The 22116-nt window shown below is 72.6% G+C and carries 19 protein-coding genes and 1 tRNA gene; 8 read left to right on the top strand and 12 right to left on the bottom strand.

The features are described from left to right. Positions 1-111 precede the first annotated feature (111 nt). The 4 genes from ACQPXS_RS19275 to ACQPXS_RS19260 are packed head-to-tail and all read right to left on the bottom strand — an operon-like array spanning position 112 to position 5102. The gene (locus ACQPXS_RS19275; protein ID WP_433450609.1) at positions 112-1449 is read right to left on the bottom strand and encodes an AAA domain-containing protein; all 1338 of its coding nucleotides are present in this window, start codon (positions 1447-1449) and stop codon (positions 112-114) included. Beyond that, the gene (locus tag ACQPXS_RS19270; RefSeq protein WP_433450608.1) at positions 1446-3044 is read right to left on the bottom strand and encodes a hypothetical protein; all 1599 of its coding nucleotides are present in this window, start codon (positions 3042-3044) and stop codon (positions 1446-1448) included. The genes ACQPXS_RS19275 and ACQPXS_RS19270 overlap by 4 nt, the downstream gene beginning before the upstream one ends. Further along, a complete protein-coding gene (locus ACQPXS_RS19265) occupies positions 3035-4261 on the bottom strand; it encodes a hypothetical protein (RefSeq protein WP_433450607.1) in 1227 nt (408 codons plus the stop codon). The genes ACQPXS_RS19270 and ACQPXS_RS19265 overlap by 10 nt, the downstream gene beginning before the upstream one ends. Next, positions 4158-5102: a phosphatase PAP2 family protein gene (locus tag ACQPXS_RS19260; protein WP_433450605.1), complete on the bottom strand. Its 945-nt coding sequence runs from the start codon at positions 5100-5102 to the stop codon at positions 4158-4160. Before ACQPXS_RS19260 ends, ACQPXS_RS19265 begins: the two co-directional genes overlap by 104 nt. 215 nt (positions 5103-5317) lie before the next feature. Between ACQPXS_RS19260 and ACQPXS_RS19255 the strand changes: the two genes are divergently transcribed. Beyond that, complete coding sequence (locus ACQPXS_RS19255; RefSeq protein WP_433450603.1) at positions 5318-5914, top strand: histidine phosphatase family protein; 597 nt, start codon at positions 5318-5320, stop codon at positions 5912-5914. Positions 5915-5938: 24 nt separating this feature from the next. On the opposite strand, the gene ACQPXS_RS19250 is transcribed toward ACQPXS_RS19255, so the two are convergent. Then, positions 5939-7402 (bottom strand): hypothetical protein, encoded by a 1464-nt coding sequence (locus tag ACQPXS_RS19250; protein ID WP_433450601.1) that lies wholly within the window; start codon positions 7400-7402, stop codon positions 5939-5941. 266 nt (positions 7403-7668) lie between these two features. Here ACQPXS_RS19250 and ACQPXS_RS19245 point away from each other — a divergent pair, with 266 nt between their 5' ends. Together ACQPXS_RS19245 and ACQPXS_RS19240 are read left to right on the top strand one after the other, a co-directional pair. Further along, complete coding sequence (locus tag ACQPXS_RS19245) at positions 7669-8082, top strand: hypothetical protein (RefSeq protein WP_433450599.1); 414 nt, start codon at positions 7669-7671, stop codon at positions 8080-8082. 75 nt (positions 8083-8157) lie between these two features. Beyond that, positions 8158-9027, top strand: a complete 870-nt coding sequence (locus ACQPXS_RS19240; RefSeq protein WP_433450598.1) for a spermidine synthase — start codon at positions 8158-8160, stop codon at positions 9025-9027. Positions 9028-9051: 24 nt separating this feature from the next. Here ACQPXS_RS19240 and ACQPXS_RS19235 read toward each other — a convergent pair whose 3' ends face one another. Beyond that, the gene (locus tag ACQPXS_RS19235) at positions 9052-9576 is read right to left on the bottom strand and encodes a hypothetical protein (protein ID WP_433450596.1); all 525 of its coding nucleotides are present in this window, start codon (positions 9574-9576) and stop codon (positions 9052-9054) included. Between the two features lie 99 nt (positions 9577-9675). Between ACQPXS_RS19235 and ACQPXS_RS19230 the strand changes: the two genes are divergently transcribed. The 4 genes from ACQPXS_RS19230 to ACQPXS_RS19215 all read left to right on the top strand — a co-directional run bounded on the left by ACQPXS_RS19230 (position 9676) and on the right by ACQPXS_RS19215 (position 14386). Continuing rightward, positions 9676-10395 carry a response regulator transcription factor gene (locus ACQPXS_RS19230; RefSeq protein WP_365323369.1) on the top strand — a complete coding sequence of 240 codons (720 nt, stop codon included), beginning with the start codon at positions 9676-9678 and terminating at the stop codon, positions 10393-10395. Further along, on the top strand, positions 10392-11777 hold the full coding sequence (locus ACQPXS_RS19225) for a sensor histidine kinase (RefSeq protein WP_433450594.1): 1386 nt from the start codon (positions 10392-10394) through the stop codon (positions 11775-11777). The genes ACQPXS_RS19230 and ACQPXS_RS19225 overlap by 4 nt, the downstream gene beginning before the upstream one ends. A gap of 132 nt (positions 11778-11909) precedes the next feature. Beyond that, the gene (locus tag ACQPXS_RS19220; RefSeq protein WP_433450593.1) at positions 11910-13370 is read left to right on the top strand and encodes a glycoside hydrolase family 18 protein; all 1461 of its coding nucleotides are present in this window, start codon (positions 11910-11912) and stop codon (positions 13368-13370) included. Positions 13371-13435: 65 nt separating this feature from the next. Further along, positions 13436-14386, top strand: a complete 951-nt coding sequence (locus ACQPXS_RS19215; RefSeq protein ID WP_433450591.1) for a hypothetical protein — start codon at positions 13436-13438, stop codon at positions 14384-14386. 76 nt (positions 14387-14462) lie between these two features. Here the strand turns inward: ACQPXS_RS19215 and ACQPXS_RS19210 are convergent, their stop codons facing one another. The 4 genes from ACQPXS_RS19210 to ACQPXS_RS19195 form a co-directional block, all read right to left on the bottom strand. Beyond that, positions 14463-15893 carry a GH1 family beta-glucosidase gene (locus ACQPXS_RS19210; RefSeq protein WP_351808667.1) on the bottom strand — a complete coding sequence of 477 codons (1431 nt, stop codon included), beginning with the start codon at positions 15891-15893 and terminating at the stop codon, positions 14463-14465. 100 nt (positions 15894-15993) lie between these two features. Further along, positions 15994-16887: a carbohydrate ABC transporter permease gene (locus ACQPXS_RS19205; protein WP_356309570.1), complete on the bottom strand. Its 894-nt coding sequence runs from the start codon at positions 16885-16887 to the stop codon at positions 15994-15996. After that, the gene (locus ACQPXS_RS19200) at positions 16884-17909 is read right to left on the bottom strand and encodes a carbohydrate ABC transporter permease (protein ID WP_365323381.1); all 1026 of its coding nucleotides are present in this window, start codon (positions 17907-17909) and stop codon (positions 16884-16886) included. The genes ACQPXS_RS19205 and ACQPXS_RS19200 overlap by 4 nt, the downstream gene beginning before the upstream one ends. Beyond that, a complete protein-coding gene (locus tag ACQPXS_RS19195; RefSeq protein WP_433450588.1) occupies positions 17906-19240 on the bottom strand; it encodes an ABC transporter substrate-binding protein in 1335 nt (444 codons plus the stop codon). The genes ACQPXS_RS19200 and ACQPXS_RS19195 overlap by 4 nt, the downstream gene beginning before the upstream one ends. 391 nt (positions 19241-19631) lie before the next feature. Here ACQPXS_RS19195 and ACQPXS_RS19190 point away from each other — a divergent pair, with 391 nt between their 5' ends. Then, the gene (locus tag ACQPXS_RS19190; protein WP_433450586.1) at positions 19632-20687 is read left to right on the top strand and encodes a LacI family DNA-binding transcriptional regulator; all 1056 of its coding nucleotides are present in this window, start codon (positions 19632-19634) and stop codon (positions 20685-20687) included. 561 nt (positions 20688-21248) lie between these two features. Here ACQPXS_RS19190 and ACQPXS_RS19185 read toward each other — a convergent pair. Both ACQPXS_RS19185 and orn read right to left on the bottom strand, forming a co-directional pair. Beyond that, positions 21249-21321: transfer RNA gene (locus ACQPXS_RS19185), tRNA-His, on the bottom strand. A 120-nt stretch (positions 21322-21441) separates the two neighbouring features. After that, complete coding sequence (orn, locus tag ACQPXS_RS19180; protein WP_351207348.1) at positions 21442-22044, bottom strand: oligoribonuclease; 603 nt, start codon at positions 22042-22044, stop codon at positions 21442-21444. Between the last annotated feature and the right edge of the window lie 72 nt (positions 22045-22116).

Genomic DNA, 22116 nt, shown 5'->3' with positions numbered 1-22116 from the left:
TCGTACGCTTCGCTGGGCACCGCCTTCAGGGGGCCACCGTCCATTGTCCCGCGCCCTCGCAAGAGGCCGTCACGGCCGGTTCTCGCGGGGGACCGGAATCCGATGATCCGGTCATGGTCGCCAGCTCACCCGGTGTTCCGCCAGATGCGCCAGCACCGCGTGGTTCGCCTCCCAGCCGTCCGGGAACTTCACCAGCGTGCCCAGCTGGACCGGTTCCGTGGACGGGTAGTCGTCCAGCAGGTCGCCGACGCCCGCGCGGCAGACCACGATGCATGCGTGCCGGTGCCGGGAGGCCAGGACGCACAGACGGCCTGTCTCCAGGTGGAAGGCGGTGGCGTCGGGGCGGCCGGAGAGCGGGTGCAGGACGACCGTAACGTCGTACTCCCGGCCCTGGAGACGGTTCGCGGTGTCCACCGTGACGTCGGCCACGCCCAGCTCGGCGAGCGCCGTGCGCACCGCCGCGGCCTGGTCGCGGTGCGCCGTGCCGACGGCGATGCGGCCGGCCGTGAGGGGCGCGGGATCGTCCGAGCGCTCGGAGACCGCCGCGCCTCCTCTGTCCAGCAGCCGGCGCACGACCCTCGCCACCGCCCGCACCGCCTCCGGGTCCGTGCGCGGGGTGTGCCGGGCGGGCAGTTCCAGCAGGCCCCAGCCGGATTCCGCCGCCTCGTCGATCACCTGGTCCGGTCCGGAGCCGTCGGAGGGGACGGCGAAGGCGAGGCGGCGGTCGCCGTGGCCGGTGCCGCTGCGGAAGGGGGTGTACGGGTAGAACGCCTCGGACACCAGGGGCGCGGCCGACGCGGGCAGGCGCCAGGAGACCGGCAGGCGGTGCTGGGGCAGGCCCGGGTTGTGCGCCAGCAGGGTGGTCACGGCGGAGGCCGAGGGGTCGTACGACAGGCCCGCCCACTGCTCGCTGCCGACGATCGCGAACGGGTCCAGCTGCCCGGGGTCGCCGACGAACAGCGCCCGCTCGAACAGGCCCGCCACGGCCAGCAGGGAGTCCGAGCGCATCTGGTACGCCTCGTCCACGATCGCGTGCCGCCAGGGCTCGTCCACCTTGACGTGCGCCCACTTCGCGGCCGTGGACAGGACCACCGGCAGGCCGTTCAGATCGGCCGCCTTCGCCGACGTGCGGACCTGCGGCAGGTCGTCCAGCGCCTTGTCGTAGGGGTCGGTGTCGCTGCTGTGCAGGCGGCCGACCGGCAGGTCCGGGTTCTTCTCGGCGAGCCGGACGACGAGATCGTCCACCTGGGCGTTCGTCTGCGCCACCACCATCAGCGGGCGGCCCGCCTCGGCCAGTTCCAGCGCCGCGCGGACCACGAGCGTCGACTTGCCGGCGCCGGGCGGGGAGTCCACGACCACACCGCGCTCGGTGCCGCGCAGGGTGTCGTGGAGGATGGCGTCGGTGGCGCCGGCGGCAGCGGCTCCGGGGTCGAAGTCGACCGTCGTCACAGGACGTCCTCCTCGGTGATGGGGTCGGCCGCCTCCCGGACGGCCTCACCCGGCGGGCCGCCGTGGGTCCACGGGGTCTCCTCCGGGTCGGGCAGCTTCGCGCCGCCGCGCTGCTCGTGCTCGAAGAGGGTGAAGCAGATCCGGTCGCCCTTCTCCGGCACCGAACCGGGCTCCGGCTCCTTGCCGCGGCCCATCTTGTCCAGGATGCGCAGGACGAGGAGTCCCCCCTCCGCAGGGCCCTCGTGTCCGACGAACTCCGCCGACTGCGGCTTGCCGCCCAGCGAGCGGTACGCCTTGGCCCGCTCGGCCAGATGCGGCCGGTCGTCCGTGCGGACCGTCACCAGCGGGCGCGGGCTCGGCCGCTTGCCCTCGCTGTACGCCATGACGACATCGGTCACCTCGCCCGCGAACGCCTCCCCGGCCAGCCGCCGCCCCGCCATCACCAGCGGGTCGTCCAGCGCCTCCTGCGCCTCCAGACGGGCCTGCTCGCGCTCGCGCGTGGCCAGCTTGTTCGCCGCCGTCACCGCGTCGTCCCGGCGCGGCTGCGGGGGCTCTCCCGCCAGCACCCGGTCGCGGTGCCCGGTGAAGGACCAGCGGTCCCGGGTCCAGCGCTCCTCCACATGCGCGCCCTCGGGCAGCGCCCGCAGCAGGTCCAGGCCCCGCCACACCGCGTCCCAGGTGGGCCGGGTGCGGCTTTCCACCAGGTCGCGGATCTCCCGCTCGGCCGCGGTGAGCGCGGCCAGCCGGTCGTCGGCGGCCAGGGCGTCCTCGGCGGCGGCGAGTGCGGTGCGCGCGCGGTCGTAGCGCTCGATCGCGGGGGCCAGCAGCTTGTTGTCGAACGCCGGGTCGGTGGCGGGTCCGGCCGGCGCGCACAGCAACTGGCCGGCGGCGTCCCTGGCGAGTTCGGCCCGGCGCGCGGCCTCGGCGCCGGAGGTGCCCTCCGGAGGGTCGATCCAGGCGAGCAGCGCGCCCAGGTGCTGGTCCTCCAGGCCGGACTGGCCGGTCGCCCAGTGCCGGGACAGCACATCGGTCAGGGCGAGCAGCAGGGAGGAGCCGGGGACGCGGGACCGCTCGCCGTAGTGGGTGAGCCAGCGCCCGAGCAGCGGCACCCGGGGCGGCGCCGGGTAGGGGGTCTCCGGGTCCTGCTCGGCGGTCCGGCGGAAGCGCATCGAGCGGCCGAGGAGCCGTACGAAGTCCAGGCCGGCGCGGCTCGGCACGATCAGCTGGGGAGCGTCCGCGCACAGCTCCACCTCGACCTTGACCCGCTTGCCGGTCTCCGGGTCGGTCTCGGTGCGCTCGGCCGCCTCCACGGACTCGGCGTAGGAGTCGATGTACGGCAGGACGACATCGGCCAGGTCGGCGAGGAAGGAGAAGCGCAGATCGCGGTCGCGTGGCTGCGCCACGACCAGCAGGCGCGGCGCGTCCCGGTCGGTGCCGACCAGCGCGCCGAGCGGGGCGCCCGCCTCACCGGCGGTGGTGAGCGGCACGAACACCAGCGGGCGCGTCGACAGATGGCGGTGCCGGACGGTCGCGGCGGGCTGGGCCCGGCCGCTGTTGACGGCCTCCAGCCGGGCGAGGGTGGCGATCAGGGACACGGGGCGACCTCCCGGTGGGCCGCGTGCGCCGACGCCGTGTCCCCCCGTGCCTGCGCGCTCGCCAGCGCCTCCGCGCGCAGGGCGGCCGCCCGGCGCAGGGCCGCGACCGCCGGATCGTCCGGGTCGCCCTGCTCGCCTCGGGCCGCCGCGAGGACGTCCTCGACCGTGGTCAGACCGCCCAGTTCCGCGCGCAACGGCCGGCCCAGACGGGTGACGGCACCCTCCTCACGGGAGCGTTCCCGGCAGTGGAAGGCCAGTTCGCACGCGGACAGGCACTCGGGCGCGTACGTCGCCGGGACCGCCGCCACGGCCGCCGTGAGCTCCTCGGCACCCCGGTCGGGCGCGAAGCACGTGCCCTCGGGCAGGGTCTCGGCGATCTCCTCGATCCGGGTGAGCCGGGTCAGCTGGCGGGCGGTGACCGCGCGCTGCTTGCGGACGTCGACGGCGCAGGCCGCGGGCAGGTTGGAGAAGTCCTTCGGGCACACGAGCAGGATCCGGTGCCGTACGACAGGGGCGGGGTCCAGCCGCGCGGCGACGTCCTCCAGGGCCAGCACGTACACCGCCGCCTGCCGGGCCGCCGCGCCGACCTTCGCCGGGTCCGCCGAGCCGTCCAGCATCGGGAAGGACTTGATCTCCACCACGGACCAGCTGCCGTCCGGGTGCACCACCACCGCGTCCGGCTCCAGGAAGGCGAGCGAGCCGGCCACGTCCAGGGCGAGCATCGGGTGGTCCAGCAGGGCCCAGCCGCCCGCCTGCGTGGCCTCGCGCAGCGCCAGCGAGGTACGGGCCGTACGCCCCTCGGGGCCGTGGGCCGTCAGGTCGGGCACGGCGGCGCCCTCGGGCGGTTCGGCGCCCGGGTCGAGGCGGGCGTGCGCCAGCCGCAGCAGCTCCGCGCCGCCGTCCGCCTTCACCTTCGCCTCGAACGCGTTCCCGCGGGTCAGCGCGAACTGCGACTGCCCGAACCCGGACGGCGCGCCCAGCGCGCTCGCCAGCCGCGCCTTGTCCACCCCGGCGCCGTCCAGGATCGCCCGCCGCGCGCACCCGGGGTTCGCGGCGAGCGCCGCGAGGGCGCGCGCGTCCAGGGCCTTGGCCGGTACGTCGGGACCGCGCAGCTCAGCGAGCCGTTGCCGGAGCCCCTTCTCCCGCGTCGCTGGGGGAGGCGTCCGGTTCGGCCCCGGCGTCGAGCCGCGACTCGCGCTGCCGTGGAATTCGCTCACCCGCGGAAGTCTGGCATCCGGCACTGACAATCGGGGAGCCCGTGCCCTCCGTGACCGGTGTGGGGCGCGGGAACAGGCGGGTGCGGACCAGGTCCGCGGCCCGTGTGACGCGCGGTGCGAGCAGGAGGCCGACGCCCATCACGGCGATGCCCGCGACCGCGTCGAGGAAGTAGTGGTTGGCGGTGCCCATGACCACGAGCGCGGTGCCCAGCGGATACAGGACACCGAGGATCTTCGCCACGCGCGTGCCGCCGTACCGCCACAGCATCACTCCGCACCACAGCGCCCAGCCGACGTGCAGGCTCGGCATGGCCGCGTACTGGTTGGTCATCCCGCCCATGCCGCGCGGCGCGCTCGCCTCGCCGCCCCACCAGCCGTACGAGCTGTAGTGGGCCATCGTGTCCACGAAGCCGTGGCCGGCGGACAGCAGCCGGGGCGGGCAGGTGGGCAGCAGGGTGAAGCCGATCAGGCCGATGAACGTGGACGCCATCAGCCAGGTGCGGGCCCGCCGGTAGTGCTCGGCGCGGGTCCGGAACAGCCAGACGAGGACGGCGGGCGTGACCAGGTAGTGCAGCGAGGCGTACCAGAAGTCGGCCGGCACCCCGAGCCAGGGCTCGCGCGTGAACAGCCGGTTGAGCGGGTGCTCGGCGTTGAGGCTCAGGGCCTTCTCGATGCGCAGGATCGCCAGGCCGTGGTCGACCGCGGAGGAGACGTCACCGCGGGCGAGGAGGCGGCCGGCCGAGTAGCAGCCGTAGACGAGGAGGATCAGGGGCAGCTCGGTCCACCAGCGCAGCCGGGTACGCGGGAGCACCCCGGTGCCCGGTGTCTCGGTCTGCGGCATCCGATCGCCCTCCCCCTTCTGCTGTGCGGCGCCGCCCGGAGGGCGGCCGTGCCACTTTACGGTGTCCGTATCCCGCCCATGAGGGCGCTCCGGCCCACAAAGACGCCGAGATCGCCCCTCGGGTTGCCCCGACGAGGGGTGCGCGATGATGGAGAAGTCGTCTCTTCTCGTTCTCGCGGCGTCCCCGTGGCGTCCCGCTTCCGGAAAGGTCTCCCATGGCACCGCGCATCCTGCTGGCCCGGCACGGACAGACGGAGTGGTCACTGTCCGGCAAGCACACCGGCAGGACCGACGTGCCGCTGCTGGAGGAGGGCCGGCGGGGAGCCAAGCTGCTCGGCGAGCGACTGCACCGGGCCCCGCTGGACGGACTGCCGGGGGTGGAGGTGCGCACCAGCCCGCTGGCACGCGCGCGTGAGACGTGCGAACTGGCCGGTTTCGGTGACCGGGCCACCGTCTGGGACACGCTCGTGGAGTGGGACTACGGCGCCTACGAGGGCATGACGCCGGCCGAGATACAGGCGGTGCGGCCGGGGTGGCTGATCTGGCGGGACGGGGTGCCGGAGGGGGAGGGCGTCGCCGACGTGACCGCGCGCGCGGACGAGGTGGTGGCCTGGGCCCGGTCGGCCGACCGGGACGTCATGGTCTTCGCCCACGGCCACATCCTCCGCTCCATAGGCGCCCGCTGGCTGGGCCTGCCGCTGGACTTCGCCGCGCGGATCCGCCTCAACCCGACCTCGCTGTCGGTGCTGGGCTGGGCGTACGGGGAGCCGGCGATCGAGAGCTGGAACGACCTGGGGCACCTGGCGCTCTGACGGCCTTCAGGCCCTCCCCGTCCTTCAGGCCCTCCCCGCCCTCGGCATGGAGGCGTGCCGGTCCAGGAACTCCGACACCCCCGACGCCCGCCGGTGCGGCAGCAGCACCCGCGCCGTACCGGCCAGCATGCTCTGGATGCGGGAGGACTGAACCTGGTCCAGAAGCGACAGCACGCGCAGGCCCGCGGCCGCGGCCTCGTCCGGCCGTCCCTCACGGGCGAGGTCGTCGGCCAACTCGGCGGTGTACAGCGCGATGTTCCGGGTGAAGTGAGGGTCCTGCAGCTCGGCCGCGCGATACGCGTGCCGGGACGCCCGCCGCCAGTCGCCCAGCGCCGACCAGCACTGCGCCTCCAGACCCTCCAGTTCGGCCTCTCCGTAGAAGCTCATCCACTCCGGGTCGGCGTCCGAGCGGCCCCGGGCGAAGAGGGCCTGGGCCCGGACGAGCGCCTGCTCACAGCCGGTGCGGTCGGCGAGCCCCGCCCAGCCGCCGGCTTCGCGCAGCGCGAGCAGGGACATCAGGCGCGCCGAACCCAGCGGAGCGGCCGCGCGCTGGGCCGCCTGCGCCGCGCGCACCGCCTCGCGAGGGCGGCCGGTGTCCCGCGCCAGGAACGCGGTGTTGCAGAAGGCGTGCGCCTCCAGCGCCGGGTCCCCGGTCATCCGGGCCGTGGCCAGCGCCTCCGCGTAGTGCGAGCGGGCGTCGTCGAAGCGGCCGGAGTCGTGCGCCAGCCAGCCCACGGAGATGGCGAGTTCACCGGTGCCCGAGTGCAGCCGTTCGGCGGTCGTCTGCCGGGTCGCGCCGGCGTCCAGCAGCGCGTAGGCCGCGCGCAAGGGCGCCGCCGCACGCCGGTAGAGGCCGTCCGCGCCGTGCCGGTCGTCGAGCAGCCGGATCCGGCGGACGGCCTCCTCCAGGGCGAGCGCCTCCGGGGTCCCGGGCCGGCGAGCGGTCCGGACCGCGGCCGCGGCGTCCGTGGTGAGCCCCAGCGGGCTCAGCGTGGCGGCGGCCACCGTGGCCCCACCGCCGGTCATGAATGCGCGACGCAGCACGTCGCTCTCCTCGTGGTTCAGATGGCCTTTCGCGTACGGCTCTGGCGCGCCGCACGGGTCCTGCGTGTCATACGGTCCGACAGTCCCCCGCGACTCACCGGGCGCCGGCGCGGCACCGGGTCCCCCGGGCGCCTCCGCCGCCGTACGCGCCGCGCGGCCGCGTACGGCCGAACGCGGCGAGAAGCCGAGGTCGGTGAGCGTGCGGCCGGGGAACATATGCAGGAACACCCGTTCGTAGGCGTAGTTCGGGCAGCGGATCTCGCCCGCCTCGACCCTTCCGACGTAACGCGCGTCACAGCTCACCCGTTCACCGATCTCGCGCGCGGCGCGTCGTACGAGCGCCGCGAACTCGGCGGGTGAACGCCTGCCGCGCAGTCGCCGGAAGGCGAGGTTCGGCCGTGCAGGCCGTTCGGGCTGTGACGAGGTCTCGGTTGACGACGCCATGGCCGGGTCCTCTCGTGCGAACCGTCGAACCATGCCGGTGCCCGGGGCGGGTTCGGGACGAGCTGTCCGAGTGACGCCCTGGTTCCGGCGGGCATGAACGTACCTGCTGTGAACGACCAGCCACGCTGTGTTTAGCTACAAACCGGATATCTCATCCACGATCTGCCATGAAGTGCCATCCTTTGCGGCGCACTTGGGCCGTAGCCGTTGACGCGCTCGCGCGTTGGACTTCACGGACCGCAACAGGGCTGTGTGTGGAGGCCGGCATGGAGACCAGGGAGTCCAGCCAGAGCAACGAACCTTGTCCGTCGCCGTCGTCGGCCGAGGGGGGTGCGTCGGCCTGCGACCTCGTGACGGTACCGGCCCGGCAGGGCTTCGAGGCGGTCGACATCCTGCGGCGCGGCGCCGGCGAGGCGGTGGGTCCGGTGCTGCACGACGACGGCTGCGCCACCCTCGGCTTCCTGGTTCCGGCGGGCACGGCGGCCGGCTGGGACGTGCCGGGCAGCACCTGCACGAAGACCGACGGGCGCGGACTCAGACTGAACCCCGAGCCGCCGGTGGAGGGCTCCGACTGGCTGCTGCCGCCCGGCGAGGCCGACCTCGCCACCGACCCGGTGATACTGCGCCGGGCCCTCGGGGAGGCGGCCCGGATGATCAAGGCGGTCGACGGCTGCCAGTGAGGCGGCCCGGGGCCGCCGCCCGAGCCGACCGCCGCCGATGCGGCGAGCGCCCCGACGGGCTGCGAAGATGGTCGGATGGGCAGGTCCAGGAATGCACGGCGCAGGTCGGCGGCCGAGGAAGCCGTCGTGGAGGCGGTCGACGGCGGGCTCGCACAGCTCGTGCCCGACCCCGACCGAGGCCGCGCCTGGACGCTGCTGATCGACGGCGCGCCCCAGTCGCACGTCGACCTGGACGACCCCGCGTACCTCTCCTTCGAGTACCAGCGCCGCCTCGGCCACGTCATCGACCTCGTCGCCCCGCCCGGCAAGCCCGTACACGTCGTGCACCTCGGCGGCGGCGCCTTCACCCTCGCCCGCTACACCGCCGCCACCCGGCCCCGGTCCACCCAGCAGGTCGTCGAGCGGGACGCGAGCCTCGTCCAACTGGTCCGCCGGGAACTGCCGTTGGATCCGAACGCCCGGATCCGGGTGCGCTCGGTGGACGCCCGCGCCGGCCTCGCCAAGGTGCCGGACGGCTGGGCGGACCTGGTCATCGCGGACGTCTTCAGCGGCGCCCGCACCCCGGCCCACCTCACCTCCGTCGAGTTCCTGGACGAGGTCCGCCGCGCCCTGAAACCGTCCGGGGTCTACGCCGCCAACCTCGCCGACGGCCCGCCGCTCGCCCATCTGCGCGGCCAGATCGCCACCGCCGCCGCCCGGTTCACCGAACTCGCGCTGATCGCCGACCCGGCCGTGCTGCGCGGCAAGCGCTTCGGCAACGCCGTCCTGGTCGCCTCCGACGCCCCGCTCCCGCTGCCCGAACTCACCCGCCGCGCCGCCTCCGACCCGCACCCGGGCCGGGTCGAACACGGCAAGCCGCTCAGAGACTTCACGGGCGGCGCGGCCCCCGTGACGGACACCGCGGCCGCGGCCTCCCCGGCGCCGCCGCCGTCGGTGTTCCGCTGACCCGGCTCTTCCCGGGCCCGGGGCTCAGTAGTTCCCGATGTCCACGTGGGGCGGCCCGTCGTGCCAGGTGCACATCACCGACACCCGGTCCGTGCCCCTGCTGAACTCCACCCGGATCCAGGTCTCGGTCTTCCACACCTGCATCGACCAGCCGGTCCCCGGCGTCGCCGAGACGAGCGTGGCACTGGACGGGCCCAGGTCGAACACGGCCCGGCCGCCCTCGGTGTCGTACGACTTGACCCGGCCGGACGCGGACGGCGACGAGGAGGCCGTGGGGGAGGGGCCCGGTGTCCGCTTCGGGGTGGGAGTCGGGGCCGGCGGCCTGGTCGACGGGCCGGTGGACGGGCCGGTGGACGGGGAGGGCCGGTGCGTCGGCGAGTTCAGGGACTTCGAGCCCTGGGCCGTCGCGTCGGCGGCCGTGATCGGCAGCGCGCGCGGCGGGTCGTACGCCGTCCCGGCCATCACCGTGTGCACACCCCACCACGACAGCGTGACCGCCGCTCCCGTCGCGAGCAGCCACGCCAGTACGTGTACGAGTCCTCTGCGCATCGCGGGCCATACTGCCCCAGGGGGACCGCCGCGCGCACATGCCCCGAGTTGTCCACAGGCGCCCGCCCGGTGCGGGCCGCATGGCGTACGGTGCGGCGCATGGCAAGTGTGCTCGTGGTCGAGGACGACCAGTTCGTACGCTCGGCGCTCATCCGGCACCTGACCGAGGCCGCGCACACCGTGCGCAGCGTCGGTACGGCACTGGAGGCGCTGCGCGAGGTCGCCCATTTCCGCTTCGACGTGGTCATCCTGGACCTCGGACTGCCGGACCTGGACGGCTCCGAGGCCCTGAAGATGCTGCGCGGCATCACGGACGTGCCCGTGATCATCGCCACCGCGCGGGACGACGAGACGGAGATCGTCCGGCTGCTCAACGCCGGCGCGGACGACTACCTGACCAAGCCGTTCTCCGTCGAGCACCTCTCCGCGCGGATCGCGGCCGTGCTGCGCCGGGCCCGGCCGGGGGGCGGCGAGGCCCCGCCGTCCAGCGTCCTGCGGGTCGGCGGCCTGACCGTCGACCCGCTGCGCCGCCAGGCGGAACTGGACGGCGTCCGCCTCGACCTGACCCGCCGGGAGTTCGACCTGCTCGCCTTCCTGGCCGGCCGTCCGGGGGTGGTCGTCCCGCGCCGCGAACTCCTCGCCGAGGTCTGGCAGCAGTCCTACGGCGACGACCAGACCATCGACGTCCATCTGTCCTGGCTGCGCCGCAAATTGGGGGAGACGGCCGCCCGGCCCCGCTATCTGCACACGCTCCGGGGCGTCGGTGTGAAGCTCGAGCCCCCCACGGAACCGACTCCGCACGGGGAGCCGGTGCGATGAGGTGGGCCCTGGTCAAGGTCTGCCTGGCGGTCACCACGATGGTCGTGGTCGCCTTCGCGGTCCCGCTCGGCCTGGTCGTCAAGGAGATGGCCCGCGACCGGGCGTTCTCCAACGCCGAGCGGGAGGCCGCCGCCGTCGCGCCCGCGCTGTCCATCACCACCGACCGGGACAAACTGGAGCGGGTCGTGGCCTCGGCCGGCGCCGACTCCGGGATGGCCGTGCACCTGCCCGCCGGCGGCGGCCGGTCCGCGCTGGACCTCGGCCGGCAGCGCGCCGCCGACCGCGACATCCAGGCCGTACGGAAACTGGGCCGGGCCTCCACCACGTCCGTCGCCGGTGGATCGACCCTGCTCCAGCCGGTCGCGCTCGGCTCCGGCGACATCGCGGTCGTCGAGGTGTACGTCCCCGAGTCCGAGGTGACCAACGGCGTCGGCACGGCCTGGGCGGTGCTCGCGGCCGTCGGCCTCGCGCTGATCGTCGGCTCCGTCGCCGTCGCCGACCGGCTCGGGGTGCGCATGGTGCGCCCCGCCCAGCGGCTGGTCCGGGGCGCGCACGAACTGGGCGAGGGCAAGCTGGGCGCCCGGGTGCCGGAGGACGGGCCCACCGAACTCCGCCTCGCCGCGGTCGCCTTCAACTCCATGGCCGACCAGGTCGTCCAACTCCTCGCGAACGAAAGAGAGCTGGCGGCCGACCTCTCGCACCGGCTGCGCACGCCACTGACCGTGCTGCGGCTCAACGCCGCGTCCCTGGGCGGCGGACCGGCCGCCGAGCAGACCCGGGCCGCCGTCGCCCAGCTGGAGGGCGAGGTCGACACCATCATCCGTACGGCCCGGGAGGCCAAGCCGCAGACGGCCGCACCCGGCCCCGGCACCGGGTGCGACGCGGCCGAAGTGGTGCGTGAGCGCATGGAGTTCTGGTCCGCGCTCGCCGAGGACGAGGGCCGTAAGTGGCGGGTGGCCGGTGTCGAGCGGCCGGTGCGCATACCCGTGGCCCGCGCCGATCTGGCCGCCGCGCTCGACGCCCTGCTCGGCAATGTGTTCCGGCACACGGCCGAGGGCACGGCCTTCGCGGTCGACGTGCACAACGGCGAGGACGCGGTGATCGTGCTGGTCTCCGACGCGGGCCCCGGCATACCCGACCCGGACGCGGCGATGGCCCGGGGCCGCGGCTCGGGGACCGCCGGCTCGACCGGCCTCGGCCTCGACATCGTGCGCCGGCTCGCCGAGTCGACCGGCGGGGACGTCCGGATCGGCTCCTCCGTGCTGGGCGGCACCGAGGTGCGGATCTGGTTCCAGCTGGACGGGCGCAAGCCGGCCGGCCGGGGGCACCGGGTGCGAAGACACCGGTCGCGCAAACCGGTCGCGACTGGTCTCGACCATTAATCGTCCCCGATCCCATCCTTAAGCGAACCCTAAGGTCTGCGACCACCGCCCCGATCGAGCGGTTTGCCCGATTCCGGATCGCTAGCGTGCTGCCGCACCTCACCCCCGTGAACAGCGAAGGCAGGCACGCGCATGACCACGCACCGGCGCAGGATCAGTGGCAGGAACAAGGCGATCGGCGGTCTGGTGGCCGCGGCCGTGGTCGGCGGCGGCGCCATCCTGCTCACCGGAACCGCCAACGCGGCCGGTGTGAACGCCGCGTACACCAAGACCAGCGACTGGTCGACCGGCTACACCGCGCAGTACGTCGTCACCAACAACAGCGGCCAGACCGAGAAGACCTGGACCCTGGAGTTCGACCTCCCGGCGGGCGCCAAGCTCAGCTCGCTGTGGAACGGCGAGTCCAGCGTCAGCGGTTCGCATGTCACCGTGAAGCCCGCGAAGTGGGACACCGATGGCCTCGCCCGCGGGAAGTCGGTGACGGTCGGCTTCGTGGTCGACGGCAAGGGCGACCCGACCGGCTGTCGTATCGACAACTCCCAGTGCTCCGCGGACACCGGCGCCACGCCGGAGCCGAGCGGCCGCCCCACCCAGGCCCCGACCCCGACGGCGACCCCGACCAAGACCGCCACGCCCACCCCGACCAAGACGGCCACCCCGACCCCGACCGCCTCCCGGACCACCGGCAGCGGCACCACCGCCTCCGCCGGCTTCGCCCCGTACGTCGACACCTCCCTCTACCCGGCCTTCGACCTGATCGGCGCGGCCGACGCGACCGGCGTGAAGAACTACAACCTCGCGTTCCTCACCGACGGCGGCGGCTGCACCCCCAAGTGGGGCGGTGTGACCGACCTGACCAGCGACGCCGTCGCCGCGCAGATCGGCTCCCTGCGCGCCAAGGGCGGTGACGTCCGGGTCTCCTTCGGCGGTGCCTCCGGCTCCGAACTGGCCACCACCTGCTCCTCGGCGGACGCGCTGGCGGCGGCGTACGGCAAGGCGGTCGACGCGTTCAAGCTGACCAAGGTCGACTTCGACGTCGAGGGCGGCGCGCTGCCCAACACCGCGGCCAACACCCGCCGCGCCCAGGCCATCGCCAAGCTCCAGGCCCAGCACCCCGACCTGGACGTCTCCTTCACCCTCCCGGTGATGCCGGAGGGCCTGACCCAGGACGGCGTGAACCTCCTCTCCAACGCCAAGTCCAACGGCGTGAAGATCTCCACCGTCAACATCATGGCGATGGACTACGGCGCCTCGTACAACGGCGACATGGGCGACTACGCCCAGCAGGCCGCCACGGCCACCCAGGCCCAGGTCAAGAGCGTCCTCGGCCTGTCCGACTCCGGCGCGTGGAAGACGGTCGCGGTCACCCCGATGATCGGCGTCAACGACGTCTCCTCCGAGATCTTCAAGGTGGACGACGCCACCCAGCTGGTGAACTTCGCCAAGTCCAAGGGCCTCGGCGGCCTGTCGATGTGGTCCGCCGCCCGCGACAAGCAGTGCGCAGGCGGCGCGAAGAACTCCGCCGACCCCACCTGCAGCTCGATCGTCCAGGACAAGTTCGCCTTCTCGAAGGCGTTCGGCGCCTTCAACTGACCCTGCGGACCGTGCGCTGACACCAGGACTGCGCTCGGCATAGGCCAACGCCTACGTTCCGTCGCATGGTCAGTTCGGCGCACGAGGCGATGCACCAGATCTTCCGGGAGGACCCGGGGCTCTTCACCCGGGCCCTCCCCAGGGCGGGCATCCCCTTCCCCGAGCCCACGGCGATCCAGCTCATGGACACGGATCTCACCGAGATCAGACCGCTGGCGCGCCGTGTGGACACGCTGTTACGGGTCGAGACGGCCGAGGACGGCGGTTTCCTGCTTGCCGTGGAGGCCCAGGGCAAGCCGGACCCGGACAAGCCGGGCAGCTGGACCTCCTACTTGACGCACCTGTACGCCAAGTACCAGCTGCCTCCGGTCCTGCTGGTGGTCTGCCGGGACAAGGCGACCGCGACCTGGGCGGCGGAACCCGTCCGCGTCGGCCTGCCCGGCCGCACCAGCATCGCGGTCCTCCCTCTCGTCCTGGGTCCGGGCAACGTGCCCGCGGTCACCGACCCGGGCGAGGCGGCGGAGGACCTCGCCCTCGCCGTCTTCTCCGCGCTCGCCCACGCCAAGGATCCGGACCTGCCTGCGATACTGGACGCGCTGGCGGAGGCGGTGGCCGACACCGGCGGAGAGACCGCGAAGCGCTGGGCGGAATTCACCGAAATCGGCCTGGGCGACACCGCGGCCCGTGCACCGTGGAGGCGACTCATGGCCACGTACACTCCCCGTTTCCCCAGCAGCGGCACCATCGTCGAGGAAGCCATCAACGAGGGCCTTGCCAAGGGTCTGGCCGAGGGGCATGCCGAAGGTCGTGCCAAGGGCCGTGTCGAGGGGCGTACCGAAGGCCGTGCCAAGGCCCGTGCCGAGGACATTCTCCGCATCCTCGAGGTGCGAGGCATCGAGATCTCCGGAGCCGACCGGGATCGCGTCATGTGCTGCGAGGACCTGGACGCCCTGGGCGTCTGGTTCGACCGGGCGCTCACCGTCACGAGCGGCGAGGAACTGTTCGCGGGGACGTGACAGCCGCCGCCTCCGCCACTGCGTAGCCCCCGTCCGAGGCGCGGCCCGCCCCCCCACGGCGGGCCGCGCCTGGCTGTCAGGCCGCCGGTTCCACCCCCGGCAGCGTCCCCGTCCGAGCCGCCTCCCCGTACCACAGCGCGCTCGACTTCGGCGTCCGCTTCAGCGTCGCGTAGTCCACGTACACCGCGCCGAACCGCTTCCCGTAGCCGTATGCCCACTCGAAGTTGTCCATCAGGGACCACAGGTAGTAGCCGCGGACATCGGCGCCATCGGTGATCGCGCGGCGGACCTCGGACAGGTGGCCGTGCAGGTAGGCGATCCGCTCGGGGTCGTGGACGCGGCCGTCGGGGTCGGGCTTGTCGTCGTAGGCGGCGCCGTTCTCCGTGACGTACAGCGGCAGACCAGGCGCCTCGCGCGTGTACCGCAGAAGCAGGTCGTACAGGCCCGTCGGATCGATCGTCCAGCCCATCTCCGTGCGCTCGCCCGGCGTCTGGTGGAAGAGCACGTCGTCGGCGCCCGGCCAGGGGGAGTGGTCGCTGGCGCCGTGGCCGTCCGCCCGCGGGCCCTTGGTCTCGCCGGACGCGGCGGACACCAGGGCCGGGGTGTAGTAGTTCAGGCCCAGCGCGTCCAGCGGGACGTTGATCGCGCGCATGTCGCCGTCGAGGACGTACGACCAGTCGGTGACCGAGGCCGTCGCCTCCAGCAGCGACGAGGGGTACGCCCCGTGCAGCATCGGGCCGTGGAAGATCCCGTTGGCCAGGTCGTCGATCCGGCGGGCCGCGTCCAGGTCGGCCGGGTCCTGCGAAAGCGGCCGTACCACAGAGGAGTTGAGACTGATCGCGATCTCGTTGCGGGCCGGCATCACCGAGCGCAGGGCGGAAGCCGCGAGACCGTGCGCCAGGTTGAGGTGGTGGGCGGCGCGCAGCGAGGCCGCCGGGTCGGTGCGGCCGGGGGCGTGCACACCGGAGCCGTAGCCGAGGAAGGCGCTGCACCAGGGCTCGTTGAGGGTGATCCACTGCTCCACCCGGTCGCCCAGCGCCTCGCCGACCAGGCCCGCGTACTCGGCGAACCGGAGCGCGGTGTCCCGCTGCGGCCACCCGCCCGCGTCCTCCAACTCCTGCGGCAGGTCCCAGTGGTAGAGGGTGAGCGCCGGTTTGATGCCCTTCGCCAGCAGCTCGTCGACCAGGCGGCGGTAGAAGTCCAGGCCGCGCTGGACCGCGGGGCCCCGGCCGGTGGGCTGCACCCGGGACCAGGAGACCGAGAAGCGGTACGCGGTCAGGCCCAGCTCCGCCATCAGCGCCACGTCGTCGCGGTAGCGGTGGTAGTGGTCGACGGCGATGTCACCGGTCTCACCGCCGGCCGTCTTGCCCGGCGTATGGCTGAAGGTGTCCCAGATCGAGGGGGTGCGGCCGTCCTCCCGCACCGCCCCCTCGATCTGGTACGCCGAGGTCGCGGCGCCCCAGAGGAAGGCGGGAGGAAAGGTCACGGACGTAACGGGTTGAGGCATGGAAGCGCTCCCATTGGGGTCGTAGGAGACCGGGGGTGGTCGGAGGGGGAGGGGAGAAGGGGGCCGGGACGGCGGTGGCCCGGCCCCTGCGAGGGAGACGTCAGCCCTTGATCGCGCCCTGCATGATCCCGCCCACGATCTGCTTGCCGAACAGGACGAACGCGATCAGCAGCGGCAGCGTGCCCAGCAGCGCGCCCGCCATGATCACGGCCTGGTCCGGGACGTACCCGGTGCCGAGCGAGTTCAGGGCCACCTGCACGGTCGGGTTCTGCTGGTTCAGGGCGATGATCGGCCACAGGAAGTCGTTCCAGGCGAACACGAACGTCAGCAGGCCGAGGACGGCCATGGCCGGCCGCGCCGCCGGGAAGACCACGTGCCAGACGATCCGGATGCTGCTCGCCCCGTCCACCCGGGCGGCCTCGATCAGCTCCGTCGGCAGCGCCTGCACCAGGTACTGCCGCATGAAGAAGGTGCCGAAGGCGGTGACGAGACTCGGCAGGATCACCGTCTGCAGCTGGTTGGACCAGCCGAGGTCCGACATCCACAGGTACAGCGGTACGACGGCCAGCTGCGGGGGGATCATCATCGTGCCGATGGTCAGCAGGAGCAGCAGGCTGGAGAAGCGGAACCGCAGCTTGGCGAAGGCGAAGCCGGCCAGGGTGGAGAACAGCACCGTGCTCACCGTGATCGTGCCCGCCACGATCACCGAGTTGAACATCGCGGTGCCGAGCCCCGCCTGGTCCCAGGCGGTCTGCAGGTTCGTGAACAGGTTGCCGCCGAACCACAGCGGCGGCGGGGTCTCGGCCAGCCGCCGGTCGGTGCGGGACGCGGCGATCGCCGTCCACACCAGCGGGGCGAGGGAGACCAGCGCGAAGACGGTGAGCACGACGTACGTCACCGGGCCCGCGTGCAGCTGCTTGCCCGCGCCCATCACCCGGCGCCGCCCGGCCTTCGGGGCCTTCGTCACGGGCAGGGTCAGTTCACTCGTCGTCATTGGGACTTCCTCAGCCGTCGGGTGAGCAGCAGATTGACCGCGGCGACGATCAGCAGGATCAGGAACATAGACCAGGCGATCGCTGACGCCTTGCCGAGGTTGCCGATGATCCAGCCCTGGTCGTACATGTACAGGCCGAGCGTCTGGTACTGGTGCTCGGAGCCGCCCTTGGACCCGCTGACCCCGCCGAACAGCAGGACCTCACCGAAGAGCTGGGTCGCGCCGATGGTGGAGACGACGATGGTGAACAGGATCGTCGGCCGCAGCTGCGGGATCGTCACATGCCGGAACTGCTGCCAGCGGTTGGCCCCGTCTATCGCCGCCGACTCGTACAGATCCGTCGGGATCGCCTGCATCGCCGCGAGGTAGATCAGCGCGTTGTAGCCGGTCCAGCGCCAGATCACGATCGTCGACACCGCGAACTGCGAACCCCAGTCGGACTCACGCCAGTTGATCGGATCCACCCCGACGAAGTGCAGGATCCAGTTGACCATGCCGCCGTCCCACGAGTACAGCAGCGTGAACACCAGCGTCGCGGCCGCCACCGAGGTTGCGTACGGGGTCAGCATCACGACCCGCCACACGGTCGAGCCGCGCAGCCGGTAGTTCAGCAGGTGGGCGAGGCCGAGCGCGGCGAGCAGCTGCGGCACGGTGGAGATGACACCGATGGTCAGGGTGTTCTTCAGGGCGTTCCAGAAGAAGTCCGAGGACCACAGGTTCTTGTAGTTGTCCAGGCCCGCCCAGGTCTGGTGGTCGAGGGACGACAGCTGCACGTCGTGCAGCGAGTACCAGGCCGTGTAGAGCAGCGGGACCAGCGTGAACGCCCCGAACAGGACGAAGAACGGGGACACGAACGCGTACGGCGACGCCTTCATGTCCCAGCGGTACAGCCGGCTGCGCCAGGAGTCGGCGCCCGCCGGCGTACCGCGACCGTGAGCGCCCCGCGCCGCGCCCGGCGGAGTGCCGGGCGCGGCGTCGGCGCTCGACGCGGGGTGCGCGAGAGCCTGCTTGGGGCTGGTCACTGGCCGAGCACGTCCTTGATCTCCTTGGACGCCGCGTCCCAGCCCTGGGACGCCGACTTGCCCTTCTGCTCGACCTGGAGGATGCCGATGTCGGTGATCGCGGAGTTGATCGGCTGGTCCTTGATGCCGAAGTACTGGACCGGGATGGTCTTGGCCGAGTCGGCGAAGATCTGGGTGATCGGCGCGTTCGAGAAGTACGCCGTGGTGTCCGCGGCCGGCTTCAGGCTCGCGTACGCCGACGGGGTCGACGGGAAGCTCGCCTGCTTGGCGAAGACCTTGGCCTGCTGCTCGGGCGCTGTCAGCCACTTGGCCAGGGCGACGGCCTCCTTCTGGTGCTTGGTCGCGGTCGGCACGCCGAGGAAGGAACCGCCCCAGTTGGCCGCGGTGGGCGCCGCCGCCACGTCCCACTTGCCCTTGCCGGAGTCACCGGACTTCTGCTCGATGTAGCCGATCATCCACGCCGGGCAGGCGACGGTGGCGAAGGTGCCGTTGGCGTAGCCCTGGTCCCAGGTCGGGTCGAACTGCTTCAGCTTCGCCGACATGTTGCTGGTGGCGACGTCCATGGCGACGTCCCAGGCCTTCTTCACGCCGTCGGACTTGTCCCAGACGACGTTGCCGTCCTTGTCGTAGTACCGCTCGTCACCGCCGCCGAGGGCCGCGTTGTAGACGGAGGCCGCGGAGTCCACGAACTTGGTGCCCTTGGGCGCCTTCTGCATGTACTGCTTGCCGACGTCGACGTACTTGGCCCAGTCGCCCTTCCACATGTCGGCGAGCTTGGCGCGGTCGGTGGGCAGGCCCGCCTTCTGGAACAGGTCCTTGCGGTAGCAGATGGCCATCGGCCCGATGTCGGTCCCGAGCCCGATGAGCTTGCCGTCCTTGGTGGTGGCCTGGGCGTTCTTCCAGTCCAGCCACTGGGACTTGTCGACCTCCTTGCCGAGATCGACGAACTTGGCCGCCTGCGTCTGCACGGCCTCGGTGATGTTGCCGACCTCGATGGCCTGGATGTCGTCGGTGCCGGAGCCGGCCTGGAGCCGGGTGAGTACCTTCGGCCAGTAGACGTCGGTGCGGGTGGTGACGTTCTCCTTGATGTTGATGTCCGGGTGCAGCTTCATGTACTCGTCGTAGAGGCCGGCCTGCTTGTAGCCGAAGACGCCGAAGGTGCCGATGGTCAGCGTGATCTTGCCTTTGCCACTGCCGTTTCCGCCACCGCCGGAACCGTCCGACGAGCTGTCGTCCGAGTCCTTGGCGCAGCCTGCCAGAAGCCCCGTGGTCAACGCGGCGACGGCCGCGAGGGCCATCAACCGCTGGGACCGGCGGATGCTCGTGCGCATTGCGTCCTCCTGTTGCCTGACGTGCCGACCCCCCGGCCAACTGCATGAATTGGGCCCGTTCGTACTCGCTGCGGCTCGGGCGGGGAACGTGCGGGATGTGTAGGTACCAGGTAGTGTGGGAGCGCTCCCACGGGTGATGTGTTGAAGAGTCGCCGGTCGGCGGCGGGGTGTCAAGGGAACGGACAGCGGTAACTGCGTTCAGTTACCTGAGCGTTAACTGGATAAAGCCGAGGGCGCCGGCAGGCGGTATCCAGCCGGTCCGGCGTGCGAGGGTGGGGCCGACGGCCGATGAGCCGGGGTCCGGGGGCGGCGGCCCCCACGACGGCCACTGCGGCGAACGGTGCTGTTACATTCGGCCAGCACAGAGGACGCGGCGAGAAAGGCGGAGCTCATGGCAAGCCACGGAGCGCGGAGCCGCGGCGGGGGGCGGCCCACGCTCGAGGAGGTCGCCGCCCGGGCCGGGGTCGGCCGGGGCACGGTGTCGCGGGTGATCAACGGCTCGCCCAGGGTCAGCGACGCCACCCGCGCCGCGGTGGAGGCGGCGGTCGCCGAGCTCGGCTATGTCCCCAACCCCGCCGCCCGCGCCCTCGCCGCCAACCGCACCGACGCCATCGCGCTGGTCGTGCCCGAGCCGGAGACCCGCTTCTTCGCGGAGCCGTACTTCTCCGACATGCTGCGCGGAGTCGGCTCCGAACTCTCCGACACCGAGATGCAGTTGCTGCTGATCTTCGCGGGCAGCGACCGCGAGCGCCGGCGCCTCGCCCAGTACCTGGCGGCGCACCGGGTGGACGGCGTCCTGCTGGTCTCGGTCCACGCCGACGACCCCCTGCCCGATCTGCTGGCCCAGCTGGAGATCCCGGCCGTGATCAGCGGCCCCCGCTCGGCCGGCGAGACGCTCACCTCGGTGGACTCGGACAACTACGGCGGCGCCCGCTCGGCCGTGGAGCACCTGCTCTCCCGCGGCCGCACCCGCATCGCGCACATCACCGGCCGCCTCGACGTCTACGGCGCCCAGCGCCGCGTCGACGGCTACCGCGACGCCCTGCGCGACGCGGGCCGGGAGGTGGACGAACTCCTCGTCGAACCAGGGGACTTCACCGAGGAGGGCGGTCGCCGGGCCATGTCCCTGCTCCTCGACCGCCGCCCCGACCTGGACGCGGTGTTCGCCGGCTCGGACGTGATGGCGGCCGGCGCCCGGCAGGTGCTGCGCGAGGCGGGCCGCCGTATCCCGGACGACGTGGCCCTCGTCGGCTACGACGACTCCGCCATCGCCCGCCACATGGACCCGCCGCTGACCAGCGTCCGCCAGCCCATCGAGGAGATGGGCCGCGCCATGATCGACCTCCTCCTCACGGAGATCGCCGACCGCCGCCCACCTGTTTCCCGGGGGCTGGAGCGGCGGCACGCGGTACTGCCGACGGAGCTGGTGGGGCGGGCGTCGTCGTGACGTGGTCGGGGCCGGGCGACATCGCAGGTATCGGCATCGGTCTGGATACGGCCGCGTAAGGGCGGTCGACTCTGGTCCGCACCGGGGCGGAGGCGAAGGCGGAGCGGGCGTGCGGGGCCGGGGCGGGGGCCCGAACGCGGATGGGCGCGGGCCGGTTCGGGGCCGGAGCGGGGACGGCGCGGACCGGGGTGGGACGAGGCCGGAGGGGGGACCGGTGCGCCTCTCGGTCACGGGAACGGCGTCGGCACGCCACGGTCGGCGTGGCACGCGGATGGGGGGGCGGCCATGACGGCGACGAATCTGTTCCGCACCCTCGGCGGCTCCATGGGCGCGGCCGTCTTCGGCTCGCTGTTCACCCGGGCGGTGCCGGCCATGGCGACGGGGGCCTACCGCAGCGCAGTGGCGCACGGCACATCTTCGTGGCGGCCGCCGGGGTGTGTGCCGTGGCGTTCGTACCGGCGCTGCCGGTGGTGGAGGTGCCGCTGCGCGGCTAGCCCGGCACGGCGCAAAAGAATCAGCCGGTGACTCGTCTCGCGACAAAGTCACCGGCTGATCGGTGAGGGTGAGTGACGGGACTCGAACCCGCGACATCCTGGACCACAACCAGGTGCTCTACCAGCTGAGCTACACCCACCACGACCGGCGGTTGAACTCGTCGTTTCCCCGACCGGCCGAGAAGAAGTCTACAGGGTCCGAAGGGGTGCTCGCGCACACGTTTTCGCGCGGCGCACTTCGAGCCGTACCACCGGGGGGACTACTGCGCGGGCAGGACGTGCTTGGCGGCGATCGCCTTCGCGGTGTCGGAGTCCGGGCCGGGCTGCGGGACGAAGACGGCCTCGCGGTAGTAGCGCAGCTCGGCGATCGACTCGCGGATGTCGGCGAGGGCCCGGTGGTTGCCGTTCTTCTCCGGGCTGTTGAAGTACGCCCTCGGATACCAGCGGCGGGCCAGTTCCTTGATGGAGGACACGTCGACGATCCGGTAGTGGAGGTAGTCCTCCAGGGTCGGCATGTCCCGCAGCAGGAAGCCGCGGTCGGTGCCGACGGAGTTGCCGCACAGCGGGGCCTTGCCGGGCTCCTTCACGTACTCCTTCACATAGGCGAGGACCCGCTCCTCGGCGTCCTGGAGGGTCGTGCCGTTCGGGAGCTCGGCGAGCAGCCCGGACGCGGTGTGCATCTGACGCACCACCTCCGGCATCGTCTCCAGCGCCTGGTCCGGCGGGCGGATGACGATGTCCACCCCCTCGCCGAGTACGTTCAGCTCGGAGTCGGTGACGAGGGCGGCCACCTCGATGAGCGCGTCGTCGGACAGCGAGAGGCCGGTCATCTCGCAGTCGATCCACACCATGCGATCGTTCATGCGTCCACCCTAAAGCGGACCTGAGCTTTTGTGGCTCCCCGTGCTGATGCCGGCCACCGCCGGCCCCGGCGG

Origin of the sequence: Streptomyces sp. CA-142005, assembly GCF_050942335.1 — a bacterium.
Lineage (GTDB): Bacteria > Actinomycetota > Actinomycetes > Streptomycetales > Streptomycetaceae > Streptomyces.
Note: the sequence above shows the minus strand (reverse complement) of the source record. Positions and strands in the feature narration are given on the sequence as shown.